The following is a 26,237-nucleotide window of genomic DNA, read 5'->3' on the forward strand; positions in this document are numbered from 1 at the left end:
GCCCGGGGCTTCTCGGGGCGGGTGGGGTGCCGGGCGCCGGGGCGGTCACCTCGTCGGATCTTCGTTCGCGCAGTCGTGTGCACAGCTCCCCTTCGTGGGGAGGGCGCTCACTCCGGACATCCGACGAGGTGACCGCCCCGGCGCCCTTCTGCGTCCCCGCCGGACATGCCCCGGGCCCCCTCGCCCGCCCCTTCACGCGCCCCCCGACGCGGGGGCGGAAAACACTCTTTCCGCCCTCAGGACGCCCTCCTGAGGGCGGAAAGAGTGTTTTCCGCCGGGGGGTGGGGGGTGGGTGTGATCGCGGGCGGGGGGCGGCCGGGCCAGGATGGGGGCATGACCACGACTCCTCCCGAACGGCCCGACGAGCCCGGGGCGGCGGTGGTCGGGCGGGATCCCCTCGAGGTCGCGGCCGACGTCGTCGAGGACGCGCTGGGGGAGCTGGACCCCGAGGCGCTGGCGTCCATGGACGCCCTGGACCAGCCGCGGCGGGTGCTCTTCGTCCACGCCCACCCCGACGACGAGACCATCGGCACCGGGGCGACGATGGCGCGCTACGCCGAGGCGGGGGCCTCCGTCACGCTGCTGACGGCGACGCGCGGGGAGCTGGGGGAGATCATCCCGGCCGAGCTCGCGCACCTGGACCCCGAGGCCCTCGCCGAGCACCGCACCCAGGAGCTCGCGACGGCCATGGAGGCCCTCGGCGTCACCGACCACCGCTTCCTGACGCGGCCCGACGGGTCGGGGTACCGCGACTCCGGGATGGTCTGGCTCGCGCCGGGCCAGGCCGCGTCGACGACGGTCGACGGCGGCGAGGTCGACCCTCGGGCGCTGACGGCCGCCGACCCCGAGGAGGTCGCCGCCCAGGTCGCGGCCGTCGTGCGGGAGGTGCGGCCGCAGGTCGTCGTCACCTACGAACCCGGGGGTGGCTACGGCCACCCCGACCACGTCCGGGTGCACGAGGCCACGGTCCGCGGGCTCGTCCTCGCAGCCGGTGACCAGCACGACGGCACGGTGCCGTGGCAGGTCGCCAAGGTCTACGAGATCGTCCAGCCCGAGTCGGCCGTCCGGGTGGCGTTGCGGGACCTCGCGACGACGGGGGCCGCCGGCGCGGGGGACCCCGAGGGACCGCTGCCGAGCGTCGTCGTGCCCGACGAGGAGGTGACGACCGTCGTCGACGGCACCGGCCAGCTGCCCGCCAAGCTCGCCGCGCTGCGCGCCCACGCCACCCAGGTGACCCTCGACCTCGACGCCGAGGTCCCCGTCATGCGGCTGTCCAACGGTGTGCCGCAACCGGTCTGGCCGAGCGAGCACTTCCGGCTCCGGCACGGGGTGCCGTCGGGCCCCTTCGACGCGGACGGCCGGGAGACCGACCTCTTCGCCGGCGTCGCGCCGGCGGAGTAGCACACCGCGCCGCGGCGCGGGGGGTGATCGGGTCGACACGCTCCGTTGCGCCGGGCGGGTGAACGCGATCGTCCGAACGCGTCACGGTGGGTGGCCGGGCGTGAGCGGCCGGGGTTGGCTGGTCCCACGTCCGGAACCCGCCGGACGGGATCCGAGGAGGAGCGGCCCGTGGCCCACGTCCTGCGCGCCCCCGACGCCCGAGGCACGACCGACCCCGAGCGCCGACCCGGCGCACCCCGCGCCGGCCGCGACAGCGCCGACGTCGGTCGGCAGCGCGAACGCAACCGCCGTCGCCGGACGCAGACGCTGCTGCTCGTCGTCCTGGCGGCCCTGCTCGCCGTCGACGTCCGGCTCGCCACGGGCGGGTCCCTCGTCCCGTCCCTGCCCGCCGTCGACCCGCTGTACCTGATGGTCGGCGTCTTCTTCGCGTTCATGCTCGCGCTGATGCTCGGGCAGACGCTCGTCTCCGGACGCTCGCCGCACATCGTCTACCGCCCCGAGCAGATCGACGTCTCCCTCGACGACGTCAAGGGTCTGGACCCGGTCAAGGAGGACGTCGAGCGCAGCCTCGACCTGTTCCTCGCCTCGCGCACCTTCCGCACCCGGATGGGCGGTCGGCCGCGCCGCGGGCTCCTCTTCGAGGGCGCGCCCGGCACCGGCAAGACGCACATGGCCAAGGCCATGGCCCGCGAGGCCGGCGTCCCCTTCCTCTTCGTCTCCGCGACCAGCTTCCAGTCCATGTGGTACGGCGCGACGGCCCGCAAGCTGCGCTCCTACTTCAAGGCCCTGCGCAAGGCCGCCCGCCGCGAGGGCGGGGCCATCGGGTTCATCGAGGAGATCGACGCCATCGCCGGTGCCCGCGGCGGGATGAACTCCATGACCGCCGCGATGACCGCCGCGATGACCGGTGCGATGACCTCTGCGAGCACGGGGATCGTCGGCTGCGGCGGTCTGACGAACCTGCCCATGTCCCCGGCCACGTCCCTCGCCGGCTCCGGTCCCGCCGTCGGACACGCTGCGCTGCAGACCGAACGGCTCGCCTCCAGCGAGGGGGCCAGCGGTGTCGTCAACGAGCTGCTCGTGCAGATGCAGTCCTTCGACGAGCCCACGACGTCCGAGCGCCTGCGCGGCTGGTTCGTCGACGCCGCCAACCGCTTCCTGCCGGCGCACCGGCAGTTGAAGCGCCCCGTCAGCGAGCCCGTCGAGGTCCTGCTCATCGCGGCCACGAACCGCGCGGACGCCCTCGACCCCGCCCTGCTGCGCCCCGGCCGCTTCGACCGCCGCATGACGTTCGGCCTGCCGGACAAGACGGGCCGCCGCCAGCTCGTCGACCACTTCCTCGCCCGCAAGGCGCACGAGGCTCCGCTCGCCGACGCCGAGCGGCGCGACGCGCTCGCCGGCATCACCAACGGGTACTCCCCGGTGATGATCGAGAACCTCCTCGACGAGGCCCTCGTCAACGCGGTCCGCCGCGGTGCCGACGGCATGAACTGGGCCGACGTCGAGCACGCCCGCCTCGTCACCGAGGTCGGCCTCGGGCAGCCGGTGGCCTACACCGCGCACGAGGAGCGGCTCATCGCCACCCACGAGGCCGGGCACGCCGCGGTCGCGTGGCTCGTCGCCCCGCAGCGCCGCCTGGAGGTCCTCACGATCGTCAAGCGCGCCAACGCCCTCGGGCTGCTCGCCCACGGCGACGCCGAGGACGTCTACACCCGCTCGCGCACCGAGCTCGCCGGGATGATCAAGATCGCCTTCGGCGGTCAGGTGGCCGAGGAGCTGTTCTTCGGCGACGTCTCCACCGGCCCCGCCGGTGACCTGCAGTCCGCGACGTCGGTCGCGGCGCAGATGGTCGGCTCGGCGGGCATGGCGGGCACGCTCGTGTCCTTCGCGGCCGTCCAGCAGGGCGCCTTCGCCGACGGCAACCTCGTCTCCCGCGTGCTGGGCGACTCCGAGGGGCGCCGCCTGGTCGAGAACCTGCTGGGCGAGCAGAAGGAGGCCGTCCGCGAGCTCCTCGGCCGCAACCGCCACCTCGTCGAGGCCTTGCGCGACGCGCTGCTGGAGCGGCACGAGCTCATCGGTCACGAGATCACCGACGTCCTGGAGGCGGCCGCCGCGCGGCACGCCGACGGGACGGTCCAGGCGGCCACCGCGCCGCGGGTGATCGACCTGCGCGAGGGCGCCGACCGGCGCCTCTGAGACTCGTCGCGACCGGGACCCGGAGGGGAGTCCCGGTCGCGACGCACGGACCTCGCGACGGCACCGGAGCCGGGGGGCCGGCTCCGGGGGGCGGTCGTCGCGAGTGGGGCACGGGAGCGGGGCACCCCGGGGGGCTGGGGTGCACCGCTCCCGTCGCGGTCGGTCAGGTCGATCCCTGCCGTCCCGCGTCCGCACAGGGCTCCCGTCTTGAACCGGGGCGCTCTGTTCTGGTTTCCTGCTCCCAGGTCATGAGTGCCAGCGCGAAGCCCCGGCTCGCTGGCCGGCAACCCTCCTCGTCGTGGGGTGCCCCGGGTGACGACCAGACCCTGGTGCCCCGGCACGGGTAAGGACGAACGGTCGACGAGCCGGCCGGCCTCTCCCACCCCGGCGCACCGCCGCGTCCGCGACCGAGGAGACCCCGTTGAGCAGCGACACGCTGTCCGCCAGCACCAGCCCCGCCAGCACCAGCCCCGCCGAGCGGTTCGCCCCGCTCTTCGCCCGGTTCGCCGAGGGCGTCGTGGCGCGCGAGCAGGACCACGAGCTGCCCCGCACCCAGGTGCGCGAGCTGCTCGACGCCGGGTTCGGGCGGTTGCGCATCCCCGTCGCCGAGGGCGGCGAGGGGCTGGACCTCGTCGAGTTCGCCGACCTCCTCGTCGACCTGGCCGCCGCGGACTCCGCTCTGCCGCAGGTGTTCCGCGGGCACATCGCGTGGGTCGAGCAGGTGCTGAGCCTGCCGGCGGGGGAGTACCGCTCCCGCTGGATCGAGCGCATCGTCGCCGGCGAGCTCGTCGGCAACGCGTGGAGCGAGACCGGGGACGGGGTCACCGGTGAGCAGCAGACCGTCGTGACGACGACGGAGGGCCGGACCAGCATCAGCGGCCGCAAGTACTACACGACCGGCACCATCTTCGCGGACTGGACCGACGCGACCGCCCGCCGCGCCCTTCCCGACGGGGGCTTCGAGGTCGTCACCGTCCTCGTCCCCGTCCACGGTGCCGGGGCGAGCGTCTCGGACGACTGGGACGGCTTCGGTCAGCAGCTCACCGGCACCGGCACCCTCGTCCTCGACGACGTCGAGGTCGACCCCGCCGACGTCGCCCCGTTCACCGACCGGTTCCGCTACCAGACGGCGCTGTACCAACTCGTCCTGCTCGCCGTGCACGCGGGGATCGCCGCGGCCGTCGAGCGCGACACGGGGGCCCAGGTCCGCGCCCGCACCCGCAGCTACACCCACGGGCTCGCCCCGCTCGTCCGCCACGACGCGCAGGTCCTGTCGGTCGTCGGGGAGATCTCCGCGACCGCGTTCACGGCGCGCGCCCTCGTTCGCGCCGCGGCGCAGGCCGTCCAGGCGGCCGCCGACACCGCCCACCTGCCCGGGACGGCGGCCGACCGCGAGGCGAACGTGCTCGCCGAGATCCGCACCGCGCAGGCGCAGGTCGTGCTCTCGGAGTCCGTCCCGCGCGCGGCGACGCTGCTCTTCAACACCCTGGGCGCCTCCGGCACCTCCCGGGGCCGGGACCTGGACCGGCACTGGCGCAACGCCCGCACGGTCGCCTCGCACAACCCGGTGGTCTACAAGCAGCGGATCGTGGGCGACTGGTCGGTCAACGGCACCGAGCCGCCCTTCGTCTGGGACATCGGCACCCACGCGTCCGTCGACCCCGCCACCGTGCGGGCCCAGGAGGGCACGGGCCGCTAGCGGGTCCCGGCCGCGCCTCGCCGTCCTACGATCACCCGGTGCGGATCGCGGTGGTCGAGGACGACGACGGTGTCGGCGAGGCGCTCCTCGACGCCCTCAGCAAGGTCGGTCACACGCCGGTGCGGATGCGTCGCGGGTCCGAGCTCCTGCTCGGGCACCGCGACGTCGAGGTGGTCGTGCTCGACCTCGGGCTGCCGGACGCCGACGGCCTGACGGTCCTGCGGCAGCTGCGCGCGGTGGACGACGTGCCCGTGGTCGTGCTCACGGCCCGGGACGACGAGCGCTCCGTCGTCCGCGCCCTCCGGGCGGGCGCCGACGACTACCTCGTCAAACCCGCCCGGTTGCGGGAGCTCCAGGCGCGGCTGGAGGTGGTGGTCCGCCGGCGTGGGACCTCAGGACCCGCGGAGCCGACCACGGTGGTCGAGGCGGGGGACGTCGTCGTCGACCTCGGCGCCCGGAGCGTGAGGGTGCGGGACGAGGACGTCCCCCTCACCCGCAAGGAGTTCGAGGTCCTCGCGCACCTCGTCCGGCGGCGCGGTGAGGCGGTCAGCCGGCAGGAGCTCATGGACGCGATCTGGGGGGACGCCTACGTCACCGTCTCCCGCAGCCTCGACGTCCACATGACGTCGCTGCGGGCCAAGCTCGGGCTGCCGGACGCCATCGCCACCATCCGGGGGTTCGGCTACCGCTGGACCCTCTGACGGGTGGTGCGGCACCCCCGCCCGTCCTAAGGGAGTGTTCGGATCCGCCGCAGCACCTTCCTCCGGCACCCGCCGCCCCCCACCATCGGGAGCGACGACGACGAGGTCGGGCTCCACCCAGCGCCGACCCGATCGTCCCGAGCCAACGGAGGTCGGAAGTGATCGAGGAGAACAAGCTCCCACCGCACGCTGGGGCGCCCTCAGCGGCGGCGAACCGGCGCGCCATCGTCAACACGTTGCGCGGTTCGTCCGGGAACCTCGTCGAGTGGTACGACGTGTACGTCTACACGGTGTTCGCGTCGTACTTCGAGAGCCAGTTCTTCGACTCCGCGGACAAGAACTCGACGCTGTACGTCTACGGGATCTTCGCCGTCACCTTCCTGATGCGCCCCGTCGGTTCGTGGTTCTTCGGCCGGTTCGCCGACCGGCGCGGACGCCGGGCCGCCCTGACGTTCAGCGTCTCCCTCATGGCCGCCTGCTCCCTGGTCATCGCCGTCACCCCGGGGCGCGACAGCATCGGCGTGTGGGCCGCCGTCGTCCTGCTGCTGTGCCGCCTCGTCCAGGGTTTCGCCACCGGCGGTGAGTACGGCACGTCCGCGACCTACATGTCGGAGGCCGCCACCCGGGAACGGCGTGGGTTCTTCTCCTCCTTCCAGTACGTCACCCTCGTCGGCGGCCACGTGCTGGCGCAGCTGACCCTGCTGGTGATGCAGCTGTTCCTCGACGGGACGGAGATCGGGGAGTACGGGTACCGCATCGCGTTCCTCATCGGCGGCGTCGCCGCCGTCGTCGTGTTCTGGTTGCGGCGCAGCATGGACGAGTCGCTGTCCCCCGAGCAGATCGAGGCCGTCCGGCGGGGTGAGGCCCAGAGTTCCGGTTCGCTGCGGGAGTTGTTCACCCGGCAGTGGCGGCCGCTGCTGACGTGCTTCCTCGTCACCGTGGGCGGCACCATCGCGTTCTACACCTACAGCGTCAACGCGCCCGCCATCATCAAGTCGACGTACGCCGACGAGGGCATGACGGCGACGTGGGTGAACCTCGTGAGCCTGACGTTCCTCATGCTCATCCAGCCCCTCGGCGGCCACCTCAGCGACCGCGTCGGCCGCAAACCCCTGCTGGTGTTCTTCGGCGCGGGCGCCGTCGTCTACACCTCGGTGCTGCTCACGTTCCTGCCCCGGACCACGTCGGTGGCGACCTCGCTCACCCTCGTGTGCGTGGGGTACGTCATCCTCACCGGCTACACGTCGATCAACGCCATCGTCAAGGCGGAGCTGTTCCCCGCCCACATCCGCGCCCTGGGGGTCGGGCTCGGCTACGCGCTGGCGAACTCCGCGTTCGGTGGGACCGCGCCGCTCATCTTCCAGGCCGCCAAGGAGAGTTCGAACGTCACGGCCTTCACCGTCTACGTGACGGTCGTCGTCGCGGTCTCCCTGGCGGTGTACGTGTTCGTGCTGAAGAACAAGGCCGAGACCGTCCTGGACCGCGAACAGGGACGCGCGTTCCACTGACACCCCGGACCTGACACCCCGGACCGACGGCAGCGGTCCGGGGATCAGGGGCGGGGGGCCACCCGGTAGTGGTACGCGTGGTGGACGGCGAACCCCGCGCCCGCGTAGAGCGCCCGCGCGGCCGCGTTGTCGCCCTGGACCTGCAGGTACGTCGAGGCGGCGCCGCGGGAGCGGGCCCAGTCCGCGACCTCGGCGAGCACCCGCCGGCCCAGCCCGCGGCGGCGGTGCGAGGGCAGCGTCTCGACCGCCGTCACACCCGCCCAGCCGGGGGACAGCGACCCGCGCGCGATGGCCACGGTGGTCCCGCCGTCGTCCACCCCGCCGTCGTCCACGACGCGGACGAAGACCTGGTCGTCGGCCGAGACGAGGATCCGCCGCCCGGCCGGGGGGACGGTCGGCAGCCCCCGGTAGTGGTACCGCTCCAGCCACGCGTCGTCGGGTGCCGCGGCCGTCTCGACGCGCAGCCCCGCGGGCAGCGGGACCTCCGCGGCACCGGGCAGGTCGTCGGTCGCGGCCGTCATGACGACCGTGGGGGTGCGCACGGTCCAGCCGGTGCCGGCCAGCAGGTCCACGAGACCGGTCCCCTCGCCGAGCCCGCCGTCCGGGTGGGCGACCGCGATCAGCGGCTGCAGCCCGCGCGCGGTGTGGAAGGCGACGACGCGCTCGACGGCTTCGGGCAGCGGGACGCCCGGGTCCCCGAGGGCCAGGGCGGAGTTGGCCCGCCCCGTGAAGCCCTCGCCGGCCCGCAGCCGCCAGCCGCCGAGGTCCTCGCGCTCCAGCGGCCGCCAGTGCTCGGCCATGACCCGCTCGAGGTCGTCGGTCCCGATCGCGGTGTGCGGCGCGCCCTTGCGCGCCGGCGGGGGTGGGACGGGCTTGGCGGCCAGCACGTCGGCCCGCGCGACGACGACCTCGCCGTGCCGGGTGGCGATGCGCAGCGTGCGCTCGTCGGCGGCCAGCAGGTCGCCGAGGGCGTCCGTGGCCGAGCCGTCGGGCAGCCGGTGCCGCACGACGACGCGCCCACCGACGGTCAGCGGGCGCACGAGGTGTCGGGTCGAGGGGTCGGTCACTGGTCTCCCGGAGTGGTGCGTGTGCGGTGTCCCGCACGCGTCGGCGATACTACGGAGGGCGTCCCGGCCGCCCGCCCGCCGGAGGAGGAGGACATCCCGTGACCTACGTCATCGCGCAACCCTGCGTCGACGTCAAGGACAAGGCCTGCATCGAAGAGTGCCCCGTGGACTGCATCTACGAGGGCAAGCGGTCGCTCTACATCCACCCGGACGAGTGCGTCGACTGCGGTGCGTGTGAGCCGGTCTGTCCCGTCGAGGCCATCTACTACGAGGACGACGTCCCCGAGCAGTGGTCGGCCTTCACCGCGGCCAACGTCGAGTTCTTCGACACCGTCGGCTCGCCCGGCGGGGCCGCCAAGATGGGCCTCATCGACGCCGACCACGCGGTCGTCGCCGCGGTGCCCCCGCAGGCCGAGGGCCACTGACGTGAGCGCGCCGACCCGTCCCGAGCCGTCGACCGTGGCCCGCGGCCGGGTCGGCGCCTCGCTGCCCGACTTCCCCTGGGACTCCCTGGCGGCCGCCAAGGACCGTGCGCGGTCCCACCCCGGGGGTCTGGTCGACCTGTCGGTCGGAACGCCGGTGGACCCGACCCCGGCCGTCGTCGCCGACGCCCTGCGCTCGGCCGCCGACGCCCCCGGCTACCCCCAGACGCACGGCACGCCCCCGCTGCGCGAGGCCGTCGCCGCCTGGTTCGCGCGCCGTCGCGGCGTCCCGTCCCTCGACCCCGACGGCGTCCTGCCGACCGTGGGCTCCAAGGAGCTCGTCGCGTGGCTGCCGTTCCTCCTCGGTCTGGGGGAGGGCGACGTCGTCGCGCACCCGGCCGTGGCCTACCCGACGTACGACGTCGGGGCGCGGCTGGCCCGCGCCACCCCGCGGGGGGCCGACACCGTCGAGGAGCTGCAGTCCGCCTGGGCGGCCGGGGCGCGCATCCGGCTGCTGTGGCTGAACTCCCCGTCCAACCCGACGGGCGCGGTCCGCACGGCCGACGAGCTCGCCGCCCTCGTGGCGTGGGCGCGCGAACGCGACGTCGTCGTGGCCTCCGACGAGTGCTACGCCGAGCTGGGCTGGGCGCCCGCCCACGACACCACCGCGGGCGGCCTCGTCGCCTCGGTGCTGGACCCCCGCGTGTGTGGGAACGATCACACCGGACTGCTCGTGGCGTACTCGACGTCGAAGCAGTCGAACCTCGCCGGGTACCGGGCGGCCTTCGTGGCGGGCGACCCCGCGCTCGTGGCCGAGCTGCTCGAGGTGCGCAAGCACGCCGGGATGATCGTCCCGTGGCCGGTGCAGGTCGCCCTGCAGACCGCGCTCAGCGACGACGGGCACGTCGCCGCGCAGCGCGAGGTCTACCGCGGCCGCCGCGAGGTGCTGCGGAAGGCGTTGCAGGGCGCGGGTTTCCGCATCGACGCCAGCGAGGCGGGCCTGTACCTGTGGAGCAGCCGGGACGAGGGGTCGCGCCAGACGGTGGACCTCCTGGCCGACCGCGGGATCCTCGTGGCCCCCGGTGACTTCTACGGCCCGCCGGGTGCGCGGCACGTCCGCGTGGCCCTCACGGCGACCGACGAACGGGTGGCGCAGGTGGGGGAGCGGCTGGCCGACCTGGCCTGAGGAGGGCACCCTCCGGGCCCGGTCCCGGTGACCGGAAGGGCCCCCCGGCCCGTGTGACGGACCTGTGTCGCGCAGCGTCGATCGGGGCGGGTACGGTCGCCGCATGGCTGACTCCGTGACGCTGAAGCACGACGGTGGGGAACTGGACCTCCCCGTGTCCCCTGCCACCGAGGGCGCCGCAGGCTTCGGCATCGGCAGCCTGCTGAAGGAGACCGGGCTCGTCACCCTCGACGCCGGGTTCACCAACACCGCGTCCTGCACGTCCTCCATCACCTACATCGACGGCGACGAGGGGATCCTGCGCTACCGCGGGTACCCCATCGAGCAGCTGGCCGAGAAGTCCACGTTCGTCGAGACGAGCTTCCTGCTCATCCACGGGCACCTGCCCTCGGAGTCCGAGCTGGCCGACTTCACGGCCCGCATCCAGCGGCACACCCTGCTGCACGAGGACCTCAAGCGGTTCTTCGACGGCTTCCCGCGCGACGCGCACCCCATGCCCGTCCTGTCCAGCGCCGTCAGCGCGCTGTCGACGTTCTACCCGAACTCCCTCAACCCGTTCGACGCCGAGCAGGTGGAGCTGTCCACGGTGCGGTTGCTGGCCAAGCTGCCGACCATCGCGGCGTACGCCCACCGCAAGTCCCTGGGCCAGCCGCTGCTCTACCCGGACAACCGCCTCGGCCTCGTCGAGAACTTCACGCGGCTCGCCTTCGGGAACCCGGCCGAGGACTACGAGCTCGACCCGGTCCTCGTGCGGGCCCTGGACCAGCTGCTCATCCTGCACGCCGACCACGAGCAGAACTGCTCCACGTCCACCGTGCGGCTCGTCGGTTCGGGCCAGGCGAACCTCTTCGCCTCCGTCTCGGCCGGCATCCACGCGCTGTCCGGTCCGCTGCACGGCGGCGCGAACTCGGCCGTCCTCGACATGCTCGAGACCATCAAGAACTCCGACGACGACGTCGACACGTTCATGACCAAGGTCAAGAACAAGGAGAAGGGCGTGCGCCTGATGGGCTTCGGCCACCGGGTGTACAAGAACTACGACCCGCGCGCGGCCATCGTGAAGAAGACGGCCGACGAGGTCCTGTCCAAGCTCGGCAAGCGCGACGAACTCCTCGACATCGCCATGCGGCTGGAGGAGATCGCGCTGCACGACGAGTACTTCATCGAGCGCAAGCTCTACCCGAACGTCGACTTCTACACGGGCATCATCTACAAGGCGATGGGTTTCCCGACGAAGATGTTCACCGTGCTCTTCGCGCTCGGCCGGCTCCCCGGCTGGATCGCGCAGTGGCGCGAGATGATCAACGACCCGGCCACGAAGATCGGCCGCCCCCGCCAGGTGTACGTCGGCGAGGGCGCGCGCGACTACGCCCCGCTCGAGTCGCGCTGACCTACACGCCGAAGCGGACCTGGACGCCGCCCCGGGGCACCCCGGTGGCGGCGCCGGTCCAGCCGCGGCCGGACTGCTCGCGCGACCAGCGCGACCCCTCGACGCTGACCTCCGTCACGTCGTAGACCGAGGCGCTCGCGACCGACCAGCCCGCGACGGCCCAGGCCAGGCGTTCGGCGTCGTCACCGGTGAGCGTGAACTCCAGCGCCCGGCCCCGCGTGCCGGCCACCACCTGCGGCGACGCGGTGGTGACCTGCGTCGTCGCGGCGTCGGCGAAGCGCTGGGCGACGGGGGAGGGTTGCACGTCGTCCCCGGACTCCTGGGAGACCGGCGCCGGCCGCAGGTGGCAGGTGAAACCGCCCGGGGTGTACCCCGTCAGAGCCGAGGCCACGAGCCGCGCCTCGGGTTCGTGGTCGCCGTAGGCCAACGGGAAACCGCTGCGCTGCACGCGTTGCGCCGCGTCGGTGACGGGCAGGTCGCGGTAGCCCTCGACCTTGACGAGGGCGTCGTAGAACGCGTTCGTCGCGTACACCGGGTCCTGCAGCTGTTCCGGGGTGCCCCAGCCCTGCGACGGGCGCTGCTGGAACAGCCCGAGGGAGTCGCGGTCCCCGTGGTCGAGGTTGCGCATGCCGGACTCCTGGACGATCGTCGCGATCCCGATCGTCGCGGCCCGTGCGGGCAGCCCGCGGCGCACGGCGAGGCCGACGACCGTCGCGGCGTTCGCGGCCTGCTCGGGCGACATCGACGTGGACTCCCCGTCGACGATCGCGCGGCAGCGTTCGACGACGACGGGGGCCTCGGGGTCCCGGGTGAGCCACACCGCGCCCGCGGCCACGACGACGCCCGCCACGACGAGCGCCGTCACCCGCCGCAGGCGGCGGGTGTGCCGGGCGCCCGGGGACGGGCGACGTGGACGGGAACCGGATCGGCGACGCGGGCGCGGTGGGGTGCCGGCCACCTCAGTTCGCGTGCAGCGCGGGGTTCAGCTCGACCCGGACGCCCTTGCGCGGCAGCGCCTCGACCTGACCGGTCTGGGAGTTGCGGCGGAACAGCAGCCCGTCGGAGCCCGACAGCGTCCGCGCCGAGACGGTCTGCTGCACGGTGCCGTCCGCGCCCAGGAGGCTGACCTTCGTGCCGGCCGTGATGTAGGTCCCGGCCTCCACGACGCAGTCGTCGCCCAGGCTGATGCCCGTCCCGGAGTTCGCCCCGAGCAGCGTCCGCTCCCCGATGCTCACGACCTGCTTGCCGCCCCCGGACAGCGTGCCCATGATCGAGGCCCCGCCGCCGACGTCGGACCCGTCGCCCACGACGACGCCCGCGGAGATGCGGCCCTCGACCATCGAGGTGCCCGTCGTGCCGGCGTTGAAGTTCACGAAGCCCTCGTGCATGACCGTCGTCCCGGACGCCAGGTGCGCGCCGAGGCGGACGCGGTCGGCGTCGGCGATGCGCACGCCCGTGGGGGTGACGTAGTCGGTCATGCGCGGGAACTTGTCGATGCCGAACACCGTGACCGGCCCGACGTTCGCCTTCAGGGCCAGCCGCGTCCGCTCGAAGTCGGCGACGGCGCACGGGCCGTGGTTGGTCCACACGACGTTGGCCAGGACGGCGAAGATCCCGTCGAGGTTCGCACCGTGGGGCGCGATGAGCCGGTGCGAGAGCAGGTGCAGCCGCAGGTAGGCGTCGGCGGTGTCCTCCGGCGCGGCGTCGAGGTCGACGTCGACCGTCAGGACGCGCTGCTTCGTGCGGCGGTGGATGTCGTCGGTCTCCAGGGAGGCCAGCTCGGCCGGCACGCCGTAGGAGCTCGTGGTCGGCGCCGGGCCGAGGCCGGGGAAGGGGAACCAGACGTCGAGCACGGTGCCGTCCTCGGCGTAGGTCGCGAGGCCGTGGCCCCACGCCCTGCGGGGCTGCTCGGCGTCGTTCTGCGGGGACGGGGTGCTCGGCTCGCTCACGCGCCCGACCCTACAAGCGGGGCCGCTGGCTAGGGTGAGGTGCGTGAGCGTCCCCACCTCCACCCCGCACCCCGCGCACGCTCCGTCCACCGGCCCGGCGAGCGACCTGGGCGACCCGGCCCTCGACGTCGTCGAGCTCGTCCGGCGGATCTGCGACATAGCCTCGGTCAGCGGTGACGAACGCGCCCTCGCAGACGCCGTCGAGGCCGCGCTCACCGCCCTGCCGGGGTTCGAGGTCACGCGCGACGGCGACGCCGTCGTGGCCCGCACGACGCTGGGCCGCCCCGAACGCGTCCTGCTCGCCGGCCACCTCGACACCGTCCCGCTCACGGACCCGCCGAACCTCCCCGTCCGCCGCGAGGAGCACCCCGTCGACGGCGACGTGCTCGTCGGGCGCGGCACGTGCGACATGAAGGGCGGGGTCGGCGTGCAGCTGGCGCTGGCCCGCCGGGTCGCCGCGGCCGGCGCCGGCCTGCGCCGCGACGTCACGTTCGTCTTCTACGACCACGAGGAGGTCGAGGCCGCCCGCAACGGTCTCGGCCGGCTCGCCCGCAACCACCCGGACCTGCTCACCGCGGACTTCGCCGTCCTGCTCGAACCGTCGTCGGCCGTCGTGGAGGGCGGTTGCAACGGCACGCTGCGCGCCGAGGTCACGACGACCGGCAAGGCCGCCCACTCGGCGCGACCCTGGCGCGGGCACAACGCGATCCACGACGCCGCGCCCGTCCTGGCCCGCCTCGCCGCCTACGTCCCGCGCGAGGTCGACGTGGAGGGACTGGTGTTCCGCGAGGCGCTCAACGCGGTCCTCGTCAGCGGGGGCATCGCGGGCAACGTCATCCCCGACCGCTGCACCGTGACCGTGAACTACCGCTTCGCGCCGTCGCTGGACGCGGCCGGCGCCGAGGCCCACGTCCGCGAGGTCTTCGACGGGTTCGCCGTGACGGTGACCGACGTCGCCGAGGGCGCCCGACCGGGGTTGCACCTGCCGGCGGCCGCCGACTTCGTCGCCCGGACCGGGACGACGCCCCTGCCGAAGTACGGCTGGACGGACGTCGCCCGCTTCTCCGCCCTCGGGGTGCCGGCCGTGAACTACGGCCCCGGCGACAACGCCACGGCGCACGCCGACGACGAACGGTGCCGCACGGTCGAGGTCGAGCAGTGCCTCGACGTCCTCACCGGCTGGCTGCTGGAGGGGGCCCGGTGAGCACGATCTGCCTGTACGGCAGCGCGTCCGGCGGCATCGACCCCGCCCACGTCGAGCTCGCCGCGACCGTGGGCCGGCGCATCGGCGAACGCGGCCACGACCTCGTCTACGGCGGCGGCGGGACGTCGGTCATGGGGGCCGCCGAGGCCGCCGCCCGCGCCGCCGGGGCCCGCACGACGGGCGTCATGCCGCAGGCGTTGCTCGACCTCGAGCTGCCGCCGCCGGGGCTGGGTGAACTCGTCGTCACGAGCGACATGCGCGAGCGGAAGGCGCAGATGGACGTCCGCTCCGACGCCTTCATCGTGCTGCCCGGTGGCCTCGGCACCCTCGAGGAGCTCTTCGAGATCTGGGTCGCCCGGACCATCGGCCTGCACACCAAACCCCTCGCCGTCCTCGACAGCGCGGGCCACTACGCCGGGCTGAAGACGTGGCTGGAGACGCTCGTGGACTCCGGCTTCGCCCGCCCCCTCGTCTTCGACTGCGTCTGCTGGACCGACGATCCCGAGGAGGCCCTGGACCACCTCGAGAGCGCTCCGCGGGAACGGGTCCAGCTGCCGAGCTCGGAGATCGTCGGGTCCTTCGCCGTCTTCCCGACCGACGGGGAGGACGAGTGACCCTGTTCCTGCTCGTCCTCGTGCTGCTCGCGGTCGGCGCCGTCGTCGCGGTCGTCACCGGCCGCATCGGCGGGGGCCTGGGCCCGGCCACCTCGACGCGCCCGCACCGCGGACTGCCGGAGGGGCCGGTGCTGGCCTCGGACGTCGACGCCGTGCGGTTCTCCCTCGGCCTGCGCGGGTACCGGATGGACGAGGTCGACGCGGTGCTGGACCGGCTGCGCGAGGAGATCCGCGAACGCGACGAGGAGCTGGCGGCGTGGCGCACGGCCGAGGAGTGAGCGCAGGGGTGGACGGGGGACGGGTCGTGGAGTTCACGGCGTCGGCCGTCGTCACGGGGCGCGTCGGGCACGTCTTCGACGTCCTCACGGACTGGCCGCGGCAGAGCGCCTGGGTGCCGGCCACCGTCGTGGCCCGTGCGCAGGACAGCCCCGTGGCCGCCGTCGGGGAACGGTTCGTCGGCACGACGACGCTCGGCCCGTTCGTCCTCGTCGACGCCATGGAGGTCGTCGAGCGCCGGGCGCCGGAGCGCACTGAGGGACCGGGGTCGCGCGGACGCGTCCGCATCGTCAAGACCGGTGACGTCCTCGGCGGTGACGTCGTGATCGTCGTCGCCCCCGCGGGGTCGGGCCGGGTCCGCGTCGAGTGGACCGAGCGCATCGTCGTCCGGCCGCGCTGGCTGGCCCGGCTCGCCGCCCTCGGCGGACCGCTGCCGGGGTTCGTCGGCAAGCTCGCCTTCGAGGCGGTGCTGCGGACCGCCTCGGACGACCTGCGCGGTCCCTCGTGACGGCCCTGGACGCCGGCGGCGGCACGCGCCTGTCCGTGCGCCACCGGGTGCTGCTGCGCTGGCTGCGGCTGCCCGTCGCCGTGCGGGTCCTGGCCGTCTACGCGCTCGCCCGGTTGTTCTCCGCGCTGGTGCTCGCGGAGGTTGCGCGCTTCCAGTCCGCGAGCACGTGGACGCCCGAGCACCCGGGCTACGGCGACATGCTCGGCCTCTGGGACGCGACCTGGTACGAGAAGATCGCCACCGAGGGGTACCCGAGCGCGGTGCCGCTGGGGTCGGCGGGCGACCCGCAGCAGTCGGCGCTCGCGTTCTACCCCGTGGCGCCGCTGCTGGCGCGGCTGCTCATGACGACGGGGCTGTCCTTCCCGGCGGCCGGTGCGCTGGTGTCCCTCCTCGGCGGCGCCGCGGCCGCGGTCGGGATCGAGGCCCTGCTGCGCCGCGTCCTGCGCGAGCGCGTCAGCGCGACCCTGGCCCGCCGCGGGGCCTGGAGCGCTGCGGTCCTCTTCTGCGTGACGCCGCCCTCCCTCGTCTACCAGGTCCCGTACACCGAGGGGCCGGCGCTGGCCCTGCTCGTGGCCTTCCTGCTGTGCCTGCACCGGCGCCGCTACCTGCCGGCCGCGCTGCTCGCGCTGCTGCTGGGCCTGACGCGGCCCGTCGCGGTCCCGCTGTCGGTCGTCGTCGTGGTGCACCTCGTCGTGCGGGCGTGGGCCGGGCACCGGGCCGGCGCCGTCCTGGGCGGGCGCGAGGCCGTGCGCAGCCTCGGCCTGCTCGCGGCCTCGGGGACGGCCGGCCTGCTGTGGCCGTTCCTGGCCTGGCAGCTCACGGGGCAGCCGGACGCCTACACGGCGACCATGGGGGCCTGGCGGGCCGGCGGCGAGGTCGTGCCGCTCGAGCCGTGGTGGGGCATCTCGCAGTACGTGCTCGGTCCTTTCGGGCCCCTCGTGCTCGTCGCGGCGGTGGCCGTCTACAGTGTCTGGCTGCTCTCGCGTCGCACCCGGGCCCTGGGGCCGGAGCTGCGGGCGTGGTGCCTGGCGTACGTCGGGTACCTGCTGCTCGTGCTCGACCCGTTCACGAGCCTGTTCCGCTACCTCGTCTTCCTCTTCCCCCTCGGTGCGCTCGTCGCGCTGCGCCCCGGCCGTCGCGTGCCGCTCACCGGGTGGGTGGTCTGCTGCCTGGCCCTGCAGGTGGTCTGGACCGCGTGGCTGTGGCGCTTCTCACCGCCCGCCGACTGGCCACCGTGACCGGTGTGCACCCGCACCGTGACCTGTCGGTGATCCTCCGGCGAGCCCCTGCGCCCGTCGTGCCGCTCCGGTGGGGGATGATGTACGTCAACACGTTGTCCGCGGCACCCGGCCGCGACTGACGCGCGCACGCGACGACGAGAAGGAGCACGCCGATGGCGGCCATGAAGCCGAGGACCGGAGACGGTCCGCTGGAGGTCACCAAGGAAGGACGTGGCATCGTCCTGCGGATGCCGCTGGAGGGTGGTGGCCGGCTCGTGGTGGAGATGACGCCCGACGAGGCCAAGGCCCTCGGGGAGGCCATCACCTCGGTCGTGGGCTGAGGGACGGAACGGGGCGGGTACCGGACGGGTACCCGCCCCGACCCGTCTCCCCGCCCGACCGCACCGCGCCCCCGCCGTCGCCCGCGAGAGTCAGGAACCCCCTGTGAGCACCGAGACCGTGACCGCCGCCGCCCCCGAGCTGCGCCGCTGGAGCCCGCCGACCGTCGAGGTGCGCCGCGGCGGGGTCGTGGGTGCGGACCTCGCAGGGGTCGACGTCCTGGCCGTGCCCGTCGCCGCGGGGGAGGGGGTCGACGCCCCGCTCCAGCCGCGGCCCGGCGCCGCCGACGCCGCCGTCCGGTACGGGATCGACCTCGCGGCCGTCTGCGCCGCCGAAGGGGTCACCGGCCGGGCCGCGCAGGCGACGCGCCTGCCCGTGCCCGCGCCCGACGGCAGCCCCCGACGGCTCCTCGTCGTCGGCGTCGGCGACTCCTCGCCCACGGCGCTGCGCCGCAGCGGGGCCGCCCTGGCCCGGGCCAGCGCCGGCGCGGCTGCGGTCGCGACGACCCTCGCGGACGGGACGGGCAGCGCGGGCACGCGGGCGTTCGTGGAGGGCTTCCTCCTCGCCTCCTACGCCCCGCCCGTGAGCGGCAAGCGGGCCGCGACCGAGCCGGCCGCGCGCCGGCTCGTCCTGCTCGGCGCGGTCGAGGCCGCCGACGTGCGGCACGCCGAGGTGAGCGCCGGGGCGACGGTGCGCACGCGCGACCTCGCGGCCACGCCGTCCAACCTCAAGGACCCGCAGTGGATGACCGCGCAGGCCCTGGAGATCGCCGCCGGGCTGCGCCTGAAGGTCGACGTCCGCGACGAGGACCGGCTGCGGCGCGAGGGCTTCGGCGGTCTCCTCGCCGTCGGCGCGGGCTCGTCGTCCGCCCCCGCCCTCGTCCAGGTCGGGTGGACGCCGCGGGCCCGCCCCGACGTCCCGCACGTCGTCCTCGTCGGCAAGGGCATCACCTACGACACCGGCGGTCTGGGCATCAAACCCCGCGAGTCGATGGTCGCCATGAAGACCGACATGGCCGGTTCGGCGGCCGTGCTGGCGGTCGTGGCCGCCGCCGCGCAGCTCAAGCTGCCCGTCAAGGTCACGGGGCTGCTCGCCCTGGCGGAGAACGCCTTCGGGGCCGACGCCTACCGCCCCGGTGACGTCGTGACCCACTACGGCGGGCGCACGACCGAGGTCAACAACACCGACGCCGAGGGCCGGGTCGTCCTCGCGGACGCGCTGGCCTACGCCGACGCCGTCCTGCGCCCCGACGTCCTCGTCGACGTCGCCACCCTCACGGGCGCGGCGACGCTGGGCCTTGGCAAGCGGCACGCCGCGCTGTACTCCGCCGACGCCGAGCTCGTCACCCAGCTCGAGGCGGCGGCCGCGGCCTCGGGGGAGCGCGTGTGGCACATGCCGCTCGTCGAGGACTACGTGGCCGCGCTCGACTCCGACGTCGCCGACGCACGTCAGGTGACGACGACCCCCGGGCTCGGGGGCGGGTCGATCGTCGCCGCCCTCTTCCTGCGGCCCTTCACGGGCGGCCGGCGCTGGGTGCACCTCGACATCGCGGGCACCGGACGGGCCGACGGCCCGGAGCACGAGGTCGTCAAGGGCGCCACGGGCTACGGCGCGCGCCTGCTCCTGGAGTGGCTGGAGACGTCGGTGGCCGCCGGCCGCTGACGCGGCGCGCTCAGCTGTTCTTGACGGCCAGCAGCAGCCCGTCGCCCGAGGGCACGAGCGTGGGGAACCAGTGGCCGTCCTCCAGGACGACGCGGGCCACCTCGCGCTGGGCGACGGTCGAGGCGTCGCGGGCGGCGGGGTCGACGACGCGCCCCTTCCAGAGGGCGTCGTCGACGACGAGCAGGCCGCCCGGGCGCAGGAGCCGGTGCGCCTGCTCCAGGTAGGCGCTGTTCTCGCGCTCGTCGCCGTCGAGCAGGACGAGGTCGTAGGCCGCGTCCGTGAGGCGGGGCAGGACCTCCAAGGCCCGGCCGTTGATGAAGCGGGCGCGGTTGCTGCGGATGCCGTCGTCGGTGACGGCCTCGCGCGCCGCGCGCTGCGCCTCCCCGTCGGGGTCGATGGTCGTGACGACACCGTCCTCGCCCGTGCCGCGCAGCAGGCTCAGCAGGGCGACGCCCGTGCCGGTGCCGACCTCGACGACCGTGCGGGCCCGGCTCGCGGCGGCGAGCACGGTCAGGGTGGCGGCGACACCGGGGGAGACGGGCTCGACGCCCAGGTCGGCGGCCCGGGCCCGGGCCCGCTGCAGCACCTCGTCCTCGGGGACGAACTGCTCGGCGTAGGCCCAGCTGGCGGGCTGCTTGCTGGACGGGCGAGACGGGGGCGTCGGCACGTGCGCACTGTAGAGCACCCGCCCCGTGACGCCTGGTGGTCGTTCCGTGGCTCGTCGTGACCGGGGCGTGTGGCGGTGCGTCCGGGGTGCCGGGAGTGCGCAGGAGCTGTGCAGGTCACCCGGCCGGCGGTTCGGGGGGTCGATACGGGAACCGCGCAGGTCAGACCTCCGTTGGACCCTTCGACGCCGACCGGCTGGACCTGCCGGGGGTGACTGGCCGAGACGTTGGGAGTGGGAGACGATGGGTGCAGTGGCGGTGCCGTTCGCGGCTCCCTTCCCCGCCCGTTCCAGGAGGAACCCCGTGAGCGACGACACCGGCGACACCGCCGGTCGCCCGGCACCCGTGGTGCCCGGGCTGCCGCACGTCGAGGACCACGCGACGCTGTCCCCGGCGCTCGCCGCCTCGACCTGGGTCCCTCCGACGTGGGAGGAGGTCGTCCGCGACCACTCCGCGCGGGTCTACCGCCTCGCCTACCGCCTCACGGGCAACCGGCACGACGCCGAGGACCTCACGCAGGAGGTGTTCGTCCGCGTCTTCCGGTCGCTGTCGAACTACCAGCCCGGCACCTTCGAGGGCTGGCTGCACCGGATCACGACGAACCTCTTCCTCGACCAGGTCCGCCGCAAGCAGCGCATCCGGTTCGACGCGCTCGCCGAGGACGCGGGCGAGAAGCTCGCGAGCACGGACGTCGGCCCCGAACGGGCCTACGAGCACCGCAACCTCGACGACGACGTGCAGCGGGCGCTGGACGCGCTGCCGCCGGACTTCCGGGCCGTCGTCGTGCTGTGCGACATCGAGGGCCTGTCCTACGAGGAGATCGCGGCGACGCTGGGCGTGAAGCTCGGGACCGTCCGCTCCCGCATCCACCGCGGTCGTGCGCAGCTGCGCGCGGCCCTGGCCCACCGGGCCCCGCGTCCGGGCACGACCCCGCAGCTCGCCTACGGCGAGGAGCGACCGTGAGCGGACCGCACCTCGGCGCGCGGGTGACCGCACTCGTCGACGGGCGGCTCGCGGCGGACGCCGAAGCCCGCGCGCACGACCACGCCCGCGCGTGCGGGGACTGCTCCGACGCGCTGGAGGCCGAGCGCCTCGTCCGCGCCCGGCTGCACGCCCTCGGCCAGCCCGAGCTGTCCGACGACCTCGTCACGCGGTTGCTGGAGATCGGCGGTCCCTCCGGGCCGCTGCGTCCGCGCGACGCCCCGATCGCCAACCCCGCGCGCCCGGTCGTCGGGACGGCCCCGCCCTCGCGCACGGACCCGGTGCGGTCCGGCTCCTCGCGCGGTCCGGCAGGTCGTGCGGTCCGTCGCGTCCGCCGCCGTCCCGTGGCCGCCGCGCTCGCGGGCACGTTCTCGCTGCTCGGGGCGGGCATCGCCGGCGTCCTCGTCCTCGGCGGGCTCCCCGGGGGTGCCCAGGCGCCCGTCGCGGAGCTGCGGACCACCCCGTCGAGCGCCCCCGCGACCTCGGCTCCGCCGGTGTCCGGGACGACCCAGGTCAGCCACGTGACGACCTCCGGGCCGACGTCCGCGCCGGCCTCGCCGAGCGCGAGTCCGACGTCGACCGCTCCGTGAACGGTCCTCACGACGGGGACGGGTCCCGGCCCGACCCCGACGAGCGCCCCGCGGGCGCGACGGACCCCTGGGCCGCCCCCGGTCACGACGACCGCGCCTCCAGCGGGAGCTGGGCGGAGTCCTGGGGTCAGGGCAGCGGTGCCCCGGCGCAGCCCGCCGGGCACGACGCCTTCCCGCCGCCCTACGACCCGTACCGCGCCGGCCCCGGTGACGCCGGTCGCACCGAGGTGTTCCCGCCCTACCCCGGCCCCCCGCACCAGGACGCGTCGTCCGCCGGCAGCCCCTACCCCGGCAGCCCCTACCCCGGTGGCCCGTACCCCGGGTCCGCCGACCCCTCGTGGGCACCGTCCCCGCGCCCCCGCCGTTCTCCCGCGCGCTGGATCGGGGCCGGGTCCCTCGTCCTCGTCCTGGGGGTCGTCGGTGGCTTCGCGGGCGGCCTGCTGCAGGACGAGCTGTCCGACGCCGGCGGTGGCACGTACCCCGGTGTGTCGCTGCCCTCGCCCTCGGCCGGGTCGACGGACCGTCCCGCCGGGTCCGTGGCCGGCATCGCCGCCGCCGCGCTGCCGAGCGTCGTCGCGCTGCAGGTGCAGGGCTCGCAGGGGGCCGGCACCGGGTCCGGGTTCGTCCTCGACGCCCCGGCCGACGGTGGCAGCTTCATCCTCACGAACAACCACGTCGTCGCCGGGGCCTTCGCCGACGGCGTCGTCGTCGTCTTCCAGGACGGCCAGCAGGCGGCGGGCCGCGTCGTCGGTGCGGACGCGTCGTACGACCTCGCGGTGGTGCGCGTGGACCGGACCGGGTTGCGGGCGTTGCCGTTCGGCGACTCCGGCAGCGTCGTCGTGGGCGACCCCGTCGTCGCCGTCGGGGCACCGCTCGGCCTGCAGGGCACCGTGACGGAGGGCATCGTCTCCGCCCTCAACCGGCCGGTCACCGCGGGGGAGTCGCAGGACGACACCTCCTACATCCAGGCCATCCAGACCGACGCCGCGATCAACCCGGGCAACTCCGGCGGACCGCTGCTCAACGCCGCGGGCGAGGTCGTGGGGATCAACTCCGCCATCGCCGCCCTGCCGGGCGCCGGCGGACAGGCCCCCACCGGCAGCATCGGGCTCGGGTTCTCCATCCCCTCCGAGCAGGCGCGGCGCACCGCCGAGCAGCTCATCCAGACGGGCCGGGCCGTCCACCCCGTCATCAAGGTGTCCCTCGACGGCACCTACTCGGGTCAGGGCGTCCGCATCCTCGACCAGCCCGGGGCCGTCACGGCGGGCGGTCCGGGGGATCGGGCGGGCCTGCAGCCGGGGGACGTCGTCCTGGCCATCGACGGCCGTCCGGTGACCGAACCGTCCGAGCTCATCGTCGACATCCGGGCCCGCGAACCCGGCGAGACGGTGACCCTGTCGGTCCGCAGGAGTGGAGAGACCGTGGACGTTCCGGTCACCCTCGAAGCCGACGGTTAGGATCGCACCGTGTTCGGCATCAACGGGGGCGAGTTCCTCGTCCTCCTCGTCGTGGCGCTGGTGGTCCTCGGTCCTGAGCGACTCCCGCACTACGCCGAGCAACTGGCAGGTCTGGTCAAGTCCGCACGTCGCTTCGCCAAGGGGGCTCAAGCCCAGATGCGCGAAGAACTCGGACCCGAGTTCGACGACATCGACTGGCAGAAGCTCGACCCGCGGCAGTACGACCCCCGGCGCATCGTCCGCGAGGCCCTCACCGAGGCCTGGAACGACGACGACGACGAACCGGTCGTCAAGAAGTCGACGCCGGCGGCGGCCACGGGCGGTGGGGTCGACCTCGGCAAGAAGTCGGCCGAGCCGGCCACGGTCGCGCCCGCGCCGTACGACGAGGACGCCACCTGACGTCCCCCTAGGGCCGCCCCGGGCTGCGGGGTGGCCCCTCAGGCGACGCTGACGCCCAGGCGGCGACCCGCGAGGCCGCGGGGCCGCTGGGCCAGGGTCCGCGCGAGGTCGCGCAGGACCACCGCGGCGGGCGAGTCCGGGTGCGACAGGACGACCGGCATCCCCGCGTCGCCGCCCTCGCGCAGGACGACGTCCATCGGCACCTGCGCCAGCAGCGGCACGGGCGTCCCGAGGCGTTCGGTGAGCGACGTCGACACGGCCTGACCGCCCCCGGAGCCGAAGACCTCCAGGCGCTGCCCGTCCGGCAGCTCCAGCCAGCTCATGTTCTCCACGACGCCCACGACGCGCTGCTCGGTCTGGGAGGCCACCGACCCGGCGCGTTCGGCGACCTCGGCCGCCGCCACCTGCGGGGTCGTCACGACGAGGACCTCCGCCTTCGGCAGCAGCTGCCCGACGCTGATGGCGATGTCGCCCGTGCCGGGCGGCAGGTCCAGCAGCAGGACGTCGAGGTCGCCCCAGTGGACCTCGGAGGCGAACTGCTGCAGCGCACGGTGCAGCATCGGCCCGCGCCAGGCCACCGGCTGGTTGCCGGGGACGAACATGCCGATGGAGATGACCCGGACGCCGTGCGCGACGGGCGGGATGATCATGTCGGCGACCTTGGTCGGGGTGCCCTGAACGTCGAGCAGCCGCGGCACGGAGAAGCCGTGCACGTCGGCGTCGAGGAGGCCGACGCGCAGGCCGTCGGCGGCCATGGCGGCCGCGAGGTTGACGGTGACGCTGGACTTCCCGACCCCGCCCTTGCCCGAGGCCACGGCGTAGACGCGCGTGAGGTTGCCCGGGTCGTTGAAGGGGATCGTCGGGGCAGCCCCCGTCGTGCCCCGCACCTTCGCGGTGAGCTCCCGGCGCTGCTCGGGGTTCATCTCGCCGAGGTGGACGCGGATCGAGGTCACGCCCGCGACCGTCCGCGTCGCGCCCGTGACCTCGCGCGTCAGCGTGTCCTTCATGGGGCAACCCGCCGTGGTGAGGAGCACCCGGACGTCGACGTGCCCGGTCTCGTCGACGTCGACGCCGTCGACCATCCCGAGGTCGGTGATGGGGCGGTGCAGCTCGGGGTCGTCGACGGTGCGCAGGGCCTGCAGGACCTCCGCGCGCACGCTCTCGGGACCAGGTGCGGGCGGGGTGTCGGGCATGGGTCCAGGGTACGGGGGCACCTTGACCCCGACCCCCGGCGGTGGGAGGGTGTGCCGGAAAGCGCTTGCCCGTCGGGTCAGGCCCGCGCAGCCCGTGCCGACCCTCGTCGAGGAGGACGTCCGTGCCCACCCCCCGTCGCTACGCCCTGGTGGGCGCCGGTTCCCGCGCCACCATGTACGTCGACGCGCTCGCCGGACCGCACGCCGCCGACGGCGACCTCGTCGCGGTCGCCGACACGAACCCCGGCCGGGCCGCCCTGCACGCCCGCCGCTACGTCGACGCCGGCCGTCGCGCGCCCGAGCTGCTGGAGCCCGCGCAGCTGGCCGAGGCCGTGCAGCGCCTGGGCGTCGACCGGGTGATCGTCACCACGCCCGACCACACCCACGCCGACCTCGTCGTCGCGGCGCTCGACGCGGGCGCCGACGCCGTGGTCGAGAAGCCCCTCACGACGAGCCCCGAGGGGGTGCGCCGCATCGCCGAGGCCGTCGAGCGCACGGGACGCGACGTCCTCGTCACCTTCAACTACCGGTACGCCCCGCGGAACACCGCGCTGCGTCAGGTCATCGCCGACGGCGGCATCGGGACCGTCACGTCGGTGCACTTCGAGTGGGTCCTGGACACCGCCCACGGCGCCGACTACTTCCGCCGCTGGCACCGGCAGAAGGAGAACTCGGGCGGGCTGCTCGTGCACAAGAGCTCCCACCACTTCGACCTCGTCAACTGGTGGACGCAGGGCGTTCCGCAGCGCGTCTTCGCCAGCGGCGGCCTGCGGTTCTACGGCGCCGCGAACGCGGCCGCCCGCGGGCTCGGCCCGCGTCCGGAGCGCGGCACGTCCGAGGCCGGACGGGCCGACGCGTTCTCCCTCGACCTCGCCGCCGACCCCAAGCTGCGCGCCCTCTACCTCGAGAACGAGCAGCACGACGGCTACCTGCGCGACCGCGACGTCTTCGACGACGGCATCACCATCGAGGACAACCTCGCCCTCGTCGTCGACTCCGTCGTGCCCGGCGGGACCGCCACGCTGTCCTACGCGCTCAACGCGCACTCGCCGTGGGAGGGCTACGTCGTGGCCGTCAACGGCACCCTCGGCCGCGCCGAGCTGACCGTCGTCGAACGCGGCGAGGTGCCGTTGACCGAGGGACGCCGGCAGGTCGACCCGAGCATGCACCCCGAGGACGTCGCCGCCGGTTCAGGCGAGGGGTCGGAGAAGAGCGTCCGGCCCGTCTCCGAACGCCTCCTCGTGCAGCGGCACTTCGAACCGGCCCACGAGGTCGACATCCCGGTGGGGGAGGGCGGCCACGGCGGCGGCGACGCGCTGCTGCTGCGTGACGTCTTCGCCGGTCCCGTCCCGGACCCGTTGCACCGCACGGCGTCCTGGCGTGACGGGGTGCGGTCCGTCGTCGTCGGGATCGCCGGCAACCGGTCGCTGGAGACCGGGCAGGCCGTGCGCGTCGAGGAGCTCGACCTCGGCCCCGCCGTCGCGGCCCTCGCCCGCCCCTGACGTCCCCGGCCCCCTCGGACCGGGCGGCCACACTGCGTCACCCCCTTCGCGGAAAACACTCTTTCCGCCCTCCGGGATCGTTCCCGGAGGGCGGAAAGAGTGTTTTCC

At 74.5% G+C, this 26,237-nt stretch carries 25 protein-coding genes and 1 riboswitch; of the genes, 20 read left to right on the forward strand and 5 right to left on the reverse strand.

Annotated elements, in window-relative coordinates; translation table 11 throughout:
* The first annotated feature begins 333 nt into the window (after nt 1-333).
* The 5 genes from mshB (at nt 334) to AB0637_RS13275 (ending at nt 7,505) form a co-directional block, all read left to right on the forward strand.
* The gene (gene mshB / locus AB0637_RS13255; protein WP_366172819.1) at nt 334-1,401 is read left to right on the forward strand and encodes an N-acetyl-1-D-myo-inositol-2-amino-2-deoxy-alpha-D-glucopyranoside deacetylase; all 1,068 of its coding nucleotides are present in this window, start codon (nt 334-336) and stop codon (nt 1,399-1,401) included.
* A gap of 168 nt (nt 1,402-1,569) precedes the next feature.
* On the forward strand, nt 1,570-3,597 hold the full coding sequence (locus tag AB0637_RS13260; protein ID WP_366172820.1) for an AAA family ATPase: 2,028 nt from the start codon (nt 1,570-1,572) through the stop codon (nt 3,595-3,597).
* Nucleotides 3,598-3,841: 244 nt separating this feature from the next.
* A riboswitch (SAM riboswitch) is annotated at nt 3,842-3,953 on the forward strand.
* 65 nt (nt 3,954-4,018) lie between these two features.
* Nucleotides 4,019-5,296 (forward strand): acyl-CoA dehydrogenase family protein, encoded by a 1,278-nt coding sequence (locus AB0637_RS13265; RefSeq protein ID WP_366172822.1) that lies wholly within the window; start codon nt 4,019-4,021, stop codon nt 5,294-5,296.
* A 38-nt stretch (nt 5,297-5,334) separates the two neighbouring features.
* Nucleotides 5,335-5,997: a response regulator transcription factor gene (locus AB0637_RS13270; RefSeq protein ID WP_366172823.1), complete on the forward strand. Its 663-nt coding sequence runs from the start codon at nt 5,335-5,337 to the stop codon at nt 5,995-5,997.
* A gap of 158 nt (nt 5,998-6,155) precedes the next feature.
* Nucleotides 6,156-7,505, forward strand: coding sequence for an MFS transporter (locus tag AB0637_RS13275; RefSeq protein ID WP_366172824.1), 1,350 nt, complete (start codon nt 6,156-6,158; stop codon nt 7,503-7,505).
* A gap of 44 nt (nt 7,506-7,549) precedes the next feature.
* Here AB0637_RS13275 and AB0637_RS13280 read toward each other — a convergent pair whose 3' ends face one another.
* Nucleotides 7,550-8,572 carry a GNAT family N-acetyltransferase gene (locus tag AB0637_RS13280; protein ID WP_366172826.1) on the reverse strand — a complete coding sequence of 341 codons (1,023 nt, stop codon included), beginning with the start codon at nt 8,570-8,572 and terminating at the stop codon, nt 7,550-7,552.
* A 98-nt stretch (nt 8,573-8,670) separates the two neighbouring features.
* Here AB0637_RS13280 and fdxA point away from each other — a divergent pair, with 98 nt between their 5' ends.
* From fdxA to AB0637_RS13295, 3 genes are all read left to right on the forward strand, one after another.
* The gene (gene fdxA / locus AB0637_RS13285) at nt 8,671-8,997 is read left to right on the forward strand and encodes a ferredoxin (protein WP_366172827.1); all 327 of its coding nucleotides are present in this window, start codon (nt 8,671-8,673) and stop codon (nt 8,995-8,997) included.
* 1 nt (nt 8,998) lies between these two features.
* Complete coding sequence (gene dapC, locus AB0637_RS13290; protein WP_366172828.1) at nt 8,999-10,180, forward strand: succinyldiaminopimelate transaminase; 1,182 nt, start codon at nt 8,999-9,001, stop codon at nt 10,178-10,180.
* A 103-nt stretch (nt 10,181-10,283) separates the two neighbouring features.
* Nucleotides 10,284-11,570 carry a citrate synthase gene (locus AB0637_RS13295; protein ID WP_366172829.1) on the forward strand — a complete coding sequence of 429 codons (1,287 nt, stop codon included), beginning with the start codon at nt 10,284-10,286 and terminating at the stop codon, nt 11,568-11,570.
* A 1-nt stretch (nt 11,571) separates the two neighbouring features.
* Here AB0637_RS13295 and AB0637_RS13300 read toward each other — a convergent pair whose 3' ends face one another.
* On the reverse strand, nt 11,572-12,435 hold the full coding sequence (locus tag AB0637_RS13300) for a hypothetical protein (RefSeq protein ID WP_366172830.1): 864 nt from the start codon (nt 12,433-12,435) through the stop codon (nt 11,572-11,574).
* 94 nt (nt 12,436-12,529) lie between these two features.
* Complete coding sequence (dapD, locus tag AB0637_RS13305) at nt 12,530-13,519, reverse strand: 2,3,4,5-tetrahydropyridine-2,6-dicarboxylate N-succinyltransferase (protein ID WP_366172831.1); 990 nt, start codon at nt 13,517-13,519, stop codon at nt 12,530-12,532.
* A gap of 106 nt (nt 13,520-13,625) precedes the next feature.
* Here dapD and dapE point away from each other — a divergent pair, with 106 nt between their 5' ends.
* The 7 genes from dapE (at nt 13,626) to AB0637_RS13340 (ending at nt 19,342) form a co-directional block, all read left to right on the forward strand.
* Entirely contained in the window at nt 13,626-14,723 is a 1,098-nt protein-coding gene (gene dapE / locus AB0637_RS13310; RefSeq protein WP_366172868.1) for a succinyl-diaminopimelate desuccinylase, read from the forward strand.
* Nucleotides 14,720-15,337 (forward strand): TIGR00730 family Rossman fold protein, encoded by a 618-nt coding sequence (locus AB0637_RS13315; RefSeq protein ID WP_366172832.1) that lies wholly within the window; start codon nt 14,720-14,722, stop codon nt 15,335-15,337. The genes dapE and AB0637_RS13315 overlap by 4 nt, the downstream gene beginning before the upstream one ends.
* Nucleotides 15,334-15,615: a DivIVA domain-containing protein gene (locus AB0637_RS13320; protein ID WP_366172833.1), complete on the forward strand. Its 282-nt coding sequence runs from the start codon at nt 15,334-15,336 to the stop codon at nt 15,613-15,615. The genes AB0637_RS13315 and AB0637_RS13320 overlap by 4 nt, the downstream gene beginning before the upstream one ends.
* Before the next feature lie 8 nt (nt 15,616-15,623).
* Nucleotides 15,624-16,121, forward strand: coding sequence for an SRPBCC family protein (locus AB0637_RS13325; protein WP_366172835.1), 498 nt, complete (start codon nt 15,624-15,626; stop codon nt 16,119-16,121).
* Nucleotides 16,118-17,359 carry a hypothetical protein gene (locus AB0637_RS13330; RefSeq protein ID WP_366172836.1) on the forward strand — a complete coding sequence of 414 codons (1,242 nt, stop codon included), beginning with the start codon at nt 16,118-16,120 and terminating at the stop codon, nt 17,357-17,359. The genes AB0637_RS13325 and AB0637_RS13330 overlap by 4 nt, the downstream gene beginning before the upstream one ends.
* A 155-nt stretch (nt 17,360-17,514) precedes the next feature.
* Nucleotides 17,515-17,682 carry a DUF3117 domain-containing protein gene (locus tag AB0637_RS13335; protein WP_106210338.1) on the forward strand — a complete coding sequence of 56 codons (168 nt, stop codon included), beginning with the start codon at nt 17,515-17,517 and terminating at the stop codon, nt 17,680-17,682.
* Between the two features lie 103 nt (nt 17,683-17,785).
* On the forward strand, nt 17,786-19,342 hold the full coding sequence (locus tag AB0637_RS13340; RefSeq protein ID WP_366172837.1) for a leucyl aminopeptidase family protein: 1,557 nt from the start codon (nt 17,786-17,788) through the stop codon (nt 19,340-19,342).
* Nucleotides 19,343-19,352: 10 nt separating this feature from the next.
* On the opposite strand, the gene AB0637_RS13345 is transcribed toward AB0637_RS13340, so the two are convergent.
* The gene (locus tag AB0637_RS13345) at nt 19,353-20,009 is read right to left on the reverse strand and encodes an O-methyltransferase (RefSeq protein WP_366172838.1); all 657 of its coding nucleotides are present in this window, start codon (nt 20,007-20,009) and stop codon (nt 19,353-19,355) included.
* Between the two features lie 241 nt (nt 20,010-20,250).
* Between AB0637_RS13345 and sigE the strand changes: the two genes are divergently transcribed.
* From sigE to AB0637_RS13365, 4 genes are read left to right on the forward strand one after another with little or no spacing between them, the layout of a single operon-like run.
* Nucleotides 20,251-20,970 carry an RNA polymerase sigma factor SigE gene (gene sigE / locus AB0637_RS13350; RefSeq protein WP_366172840.1) on the forward strand — a complete coding sequence of 240 codons (720 nt, stop codon included), beginning with the start codon at nt 20,251-20,253 and terminating at the stop codon, nt 20,968-20,970.
* Nucleotides 20,967-21,578 carry a hypothetical protein gene (locus tag AB0637_RS13355; protein WP_366172842.1) on the forward strand — a complete coding sequence of 204 codons (612 nt, stop codon included), beginning with the start codon at nt 20,967-20,969 and terminating at the stop codon, nt 21,576-21,578. Before sigE ends, AB0637_RS13355 begins: the two co-directional genes overlap by 4 nt.
* Complete coding sequence (locus AB0637_RS13360) at nt 21,575-23,035, forward strand: trypsin-like peptidase domain-containing protein (protein WP_366172844.1); 1,461 nt, start codon at nt 21,575-21,577, stop codon at nt 23,033-23,035. Before AB0637_RS13355 ends, AB0637_RS13360 begins: the two co-directional genes overlap by 4 nt.
* Nucleotides 23,036-23,044: 9 nt before the next feature.
* Entirely contained in the window at nt 23,045-23,434 is a 390-nt protein-coding gene (locus tag AB0637_RS13365) for a Sec-independent protein translocase TatB (RefSeq protein ID WP_366172846.1), read from the forward strand.
* 38 nt (nt 23,435-23,472) lie between these two features.
* Here the strand turns inward: AB0637_RS13365 and AB0637_RS13370 are convergent, their stop codons facing one another.
* A complete protein-coding gene (locus AB0637_RS13370; RefSeq protein ID WP_366172848.1) occupies nt 23,473-24,627 on the reverse strand; it encodes a P-loop NTPase in 1,155 nt (384 codons plus the stop codon).
* A 122-nt stretch (nt 24,628-24,749) separates the two neighbouring features.
* Between AB0637_RS13370 and AB0637_RS13375 the strand changes: the two genes are divergently transcribed.
* Entirely contained in the window at nt 24,750-26,129 is a 1,380-nt protein-coding gene (locus AB0637_RS13375) for a Gfo/Idh/MocA family oxidoreductase (RefSeq protein ID WP_366172850.1), read from the forward strand.
* Nucleotides 26,130-26,237 lie beyond the last annotated feature (108 nt).

Source organism: Kineococcus sp. NPDC059986 (genome assembly GCF_040702905.1).
Lineage (GTDB): Bacteria > Actinomycetota > Actinomycetes > Actinomycetales > Kineococcaceae > Kineococcus.